The 3,337-nt window shown below is 53.1% G+C and carries 4 protein-coding genes, 1 other RNA gene and 2 pseudogenes; 4 read left to right on the top strand and 3 right to left on the bottom strand.

What is annotated here, in order from left to right; genetic code table 11:
* The 3 genes and pseudogenes from QCH34_RS09350 to QCH34_RS09340 all read left to right on the top strand — a co-directional run.
* A pseudogene (locus QCH34_RS09350) lies at window positions 1-653 on the top strand (hypothetical protein); the annotation flags it as partial.
* Window positions 654-668: 15 nt separating this feature from the next.
* Window positions 669-978: signal recognition particle sRNA (gene ffs, locus QCH34_RS09345), an RNA gene on the top strand.
* A 13-nt stretch (window positions 979-991) separates the two neighbouring features.
* Window positions 992-1,957, top strand: a complete 966-nt coding sequence (locus tag QCH34_RS09340) for a malate dehydrogenase (RefSeq protein WP_300333238.1) — start codon at window positions 992-994, stop codon at window positions 1,955-1,957.
* A gap of 17 nt (window positions 1,958-1,974) precedes the next feature.
* On the opposite strand, the gene QCH34_RS09335 is transcribed toward QCH34_RS09340, so the two are convergent.
* Genes QCH34_RS09335 through QCH34_RS09325 form a run of 3 tightly spaced genes read right to left on the bottom strand, consistent with a single transcriptional unit; the run spans window position 1,975 to window position 3,030 of the window.
* On the bottom strand, window positions 1,975-2,235 hold the full coding sequence (locus QCH34_RS09335; RefSeq protein ID WP_300333236.1) for an elongation factor 1-beta: 261 nt from the start codon (window positions 2,233-2,235) through the stop codon (window positions 1,975-1,977).
* Window positions 2,236-2,237: 2 nt separating this feature from the next.
* The gene (locus tag QCH34_RS09330) at window positions 2,238-2,399 is read right to left on the bottom strand and encodes a zinc finger domain-containing protein (RefSeq protein ID WP_300333234.1); all 162 of its coding nucleotides are present in this window, start codon (window positions 2,397-2,399) and stop codon (window positions 2,238-2,240) included.
* Window positions 2,400-2,433: 34 nt separating this feature from the next.
* On the bottom strand, window positions 2,434-3,030 hold the full coding sequence (locus QCH34_RS09325; protein ID WP_300333232.1) for a uridylate kinase: 597 nt from the start codon (window positions 3,028-3,030) through the stop codon (window positions 2,434-2,436).
* A gap of 50 nt (window positions 3,031-3,080) precedes the next feature.
* On the opposite strand from QCH34_RS09325, the pseudogene QCH34_RS09320 reads away from it, so the two are divergent.
* Window positions 3,081-3,337, top strand: a pseudogene (locus QCH34_RS09320) (phospholipase); the annotation flags it as partial.

Below are 3,337 nucleotides of genomic sequence, written 5' to 3'. Positions count from 1 at the left end.
CGGAGGTCAGGGGGATTATTCAGGATAATCATATCATACCCGGCATCACCGATCCCGATTCAGATCTTCCTCCAAAGACGCATACCCTCCTTGCAGGCTGCGATGTCAGGGCAAATATCTTTGCAACCCAGGTCGGCCCGATCGTCATTTACAAACAGTCATCAATGATGCATATCGAATTCCCTCGACCAATCAATCCAAAGATCATCTCTGTGGATCGCAAGGTCTTTACAAAACGGCCGAAGACCTTTGTTGATGCCTGTTGTGGAGCAGGAACACTCGGTATTGCTGCCGCACGGCTCGGTGTCAGGCACCTGATCTTCAATGATGCCTGGTATGCTGCTGCCTTCTGGACCGCATTCAATCTCAAGGTGAATCATGCCTACCTTGGTATTGATGATGTGGAGATATTCGAGAGTTATACTGCGATGGCGGATACGCCGGTGAGGAGTGAACCCCGTCTTGTTGCAACCGCCCGTGGCGGAATCTCGGCAGAGGTCTATCAGGGCGATTTCAGGCATCTTTCTCCACATATCCCCGCAGAAAATGTCCTTGCGGTGATCGATCTCTTTGACAAGGCCTCCCGTGAGATGGTGGAGGATACCATCACGGCCTGGAAGGCAAAAAACCATGGGGATGTATTTATCCCATAAAAAAACCAATATTTTACGGGAACTAGCCTGGGTGGTTAGACGTCACCTGTCACCCGAAACCGTCGACATGCGGGGGGCGAAGTCTGAGGAAGGCTGAGGCAGCTTCCGGGAAGCAGTATCTTCCGACGTAGAAGCCTCGTCCTATGAGGTCAACGGCCAGGGACCAATCCTCCGGAGGGAGGTGAGGCCTGTTGCTGCGGGTACCGGTTCAGGCCCGGAAGGGAGCAGACTTACCGCAGACGTCTGGCGCCCATGGGGTGGCGGGGTGGAGAAGGGGGGTCTGTGGAACGGCGGTATGTGCTGTCGACCGATGACGTGTTCCCAATCTGCTGATTTCTATGGTGAAAGTAACGATCATCGGAGCGACAGGCCAGGTCGGTTCATATGCAGCTCATGCGATATCACAGATTCCGCATGTGAAAGAGGTGAGCCTCTTTGGCCGTGATGGAAACCAGCTGTTTCTCGAAGGGCTGGCCCGCGATCTCAAAGACTCATTTGCGGCACGCGGAACCAATACCCGTATCTCATGGAGTTGTGATGAGAAAGACCTCCGTGGATCTGAGATCATCATACTGGCATCGGGTGCTGCCAGAAAGTCCGATCAGAACAGGCTCGATCTTGCAGTCGATAATGCACGGATTGTCGCAGGATATGCGGAAAAGATCGGTAGGAACGCATCGGAAACACTTCTCTTTGTCGTTTCAAATCCGGTCGATGTCATGACCGCAGTTGCCCTCAGGTACTCAAATCTCCCGCCACACCGGGTATTCGGGCTTGGAACGCATCTTGACTCGATGCGGCTGAAATCCTGTGTTGCAGAGTTCTTTAACGTTCACGTTTCCGAAGTCCATACACGGATCATCGGAGAACATGGCGATTCGATGGTGCCTCTCTGGTCTGCAACAACGATCGGCGGTATCCAGATTAACAACCTGCCTGCATTCTCGCACATCCCCAAAGAGGAGATGATGGAGCGGGTAAAGACGAGCGGATCGCTGATCATCCGGAACAAGGGATCAACCGTCTACGGTCCGGGCGATGCGATTGCCACTATCATCAGGACAATCGTCGAGGACGAACACCGGATATTGACAGTCTCTGCCTTCATCAGGAAAGAGGTGCATGATATCGGGAGCGTCTGTATCGGTGTTCCTGCACGGATCACGCGGGGTGGAGCATTTCCAGTGCCTATCAACCTATCTGACGATGAGCTGGAGGCATTCAGGTTCTCAACCGAACAGATCCGCGAAGTTACGCATCATGTCTTCAAGACTCTTGAAGAAGATGAAATACGACCCGTTTAATCTCTTTTAAAAAAAGTTTAGATCATCCGGCTGAGATCGACGATCTCTGCACGGTCGATTCCGGGGATATCATTGAACTGTGATTCAATCCCTTCTGTTGCGCCTTCTTCATCCTGGATGACCGTTGCAACCTTTAATGCAACAAGGCCAAACCCGATCGGCTCGTCCCTGATATCAGAGACGCCCGGTATCTTCTCACGGATTGCAAGTTTTAATCCTTCGAGATCAACATCGGTCGATTCCGGCATTACTCTCAGAATAACTGCTACTGCTCCCATCTTCAGGGCCCCTGGAATCCGCACTTCTGGCAGACATATGGTATGCTCTGAAGTCTGCACCTGGCACACCGGCGGATAACCTCGGAGCACTCTGGACATTTAAATTCGGTAGCACCTCGCTCAGCGAGCGGGGCATGGCATGATGTGCACTTTACTGTTGACATAGTCGGACTCCCTTATATGGTTGGGATCAATCGGTTATAATCCCTCTGTCCGGGCGGGGATATAAGTGCCCTTCGAAAAATCCCCGGAAAGTGCCTCTCGGAGCCTCCCCTCCTTCCGGCCGTTCACAACAGCAGCCCTCACGTTATGCTCGAGGATGAAGGGAAGGAAGGCAGTATCAACAGTATCGGTTGCGATGGGGTCTGTGACGATATCAATCTTTTTTCCATCCAATAGCAGTCCATCAACAGATTTGAGGACGATCAGGGGAAGTCCTGATCGCCATGCAACCCATGCGGCAATGGTATCGGATGTCACATCCCACGTATGCGGAAGGGGATCTTCTCTTCTGAGAAGGCAGTATGGCAGGAGGACCGATGGTGTGTTGATCTCCCCCGGTTGATCAACTGCGGGGATGCCAAACGATGCAATCAGATGGCCATACTGCTCCATTGCCGAGATTGCCATCCAGTGCGCGGCATCGGGTTCGGGATCGATTGCCCGGATTGCATCGGCTCCCGCTCCCCCGCCTGGAACGATCAGGAGCCTCTTCCCAGACTCAAGAAGTGTCTGCACCAGTTCCGGCAGTATATCAGCGAGGCTTCCTCCAACCTTCACCACATACCCATCCATATGAAGAATAAAACCGTGACGGCAATAAAGGAATAGATCGAAAACTCTTCATGCGCTCACCTCTCCTCCTTCTCCTCTTCATTCTTCTTCTCATTCCTGCTGCCGCCACCGCCGGGATCACCGTTACTGCCTTCTGCCCGGATCCATATCTCCCCAATGATCCCGATGAATTCATTCTCCTCACCGGGCAGGGGAGCCTGGAAGGCTGGACGATCACCGATGGCGAAGGGACACTCGGCTTCCCGCCGGGTAGCCGGATCGATGGGGATCTCGTCCTTGCCCGCCAGGCAGAGGCATACAAAACCAC

This window comes from Methanocalculus sp. (assembly GCF_029762515.1).
In the GTDB taxonomy this organism is placed as follows: domain Archaea; phylum Halobacteriota; class Methanomicrobia; order Methanomicrobiales; family Methanocorpusculaceae; genus Methanocalculus.
Note: the sequence above shows the minus strand (reverse complement) of the source record. Positions and strands in the feature narration are given on the sequence as shown.

What these genes read in the sequence shown, in the direction of transcription:
- QCH34_RS09340 (WP_300333238.1), top strand. Translation starts at nt 992, where the DNA reads ATGGTGAAAGTAACGATCATCGGAGCGACAGGCCAGGTCGGTTCATAT.
- QCH34_RS09335 (WP_300333236.1), bottom strand. Translation starts at nt 2,235, where the DNA reads ATGGGAGCAGTAGCAGTTATTCTGAGAGTAATGCCGGAATCGACCGAT.
- QCH34_RS09330 (WP_300333234.1), bottom strand. Translation starts at nt 2,399, where the DNA reads ATGTCAACAGTAAAGTGCACATCATGCCATGCCCCGCTCGCTGAGCGA.
- QCH34_RS09325 (WP_300333232.1), bottom strand. Translation starts at nt 3,030, where the DNA reads ATGGATGGGTATGTGGTGAAGGTTGGAGGAAGCCTCGCTGATATACTG.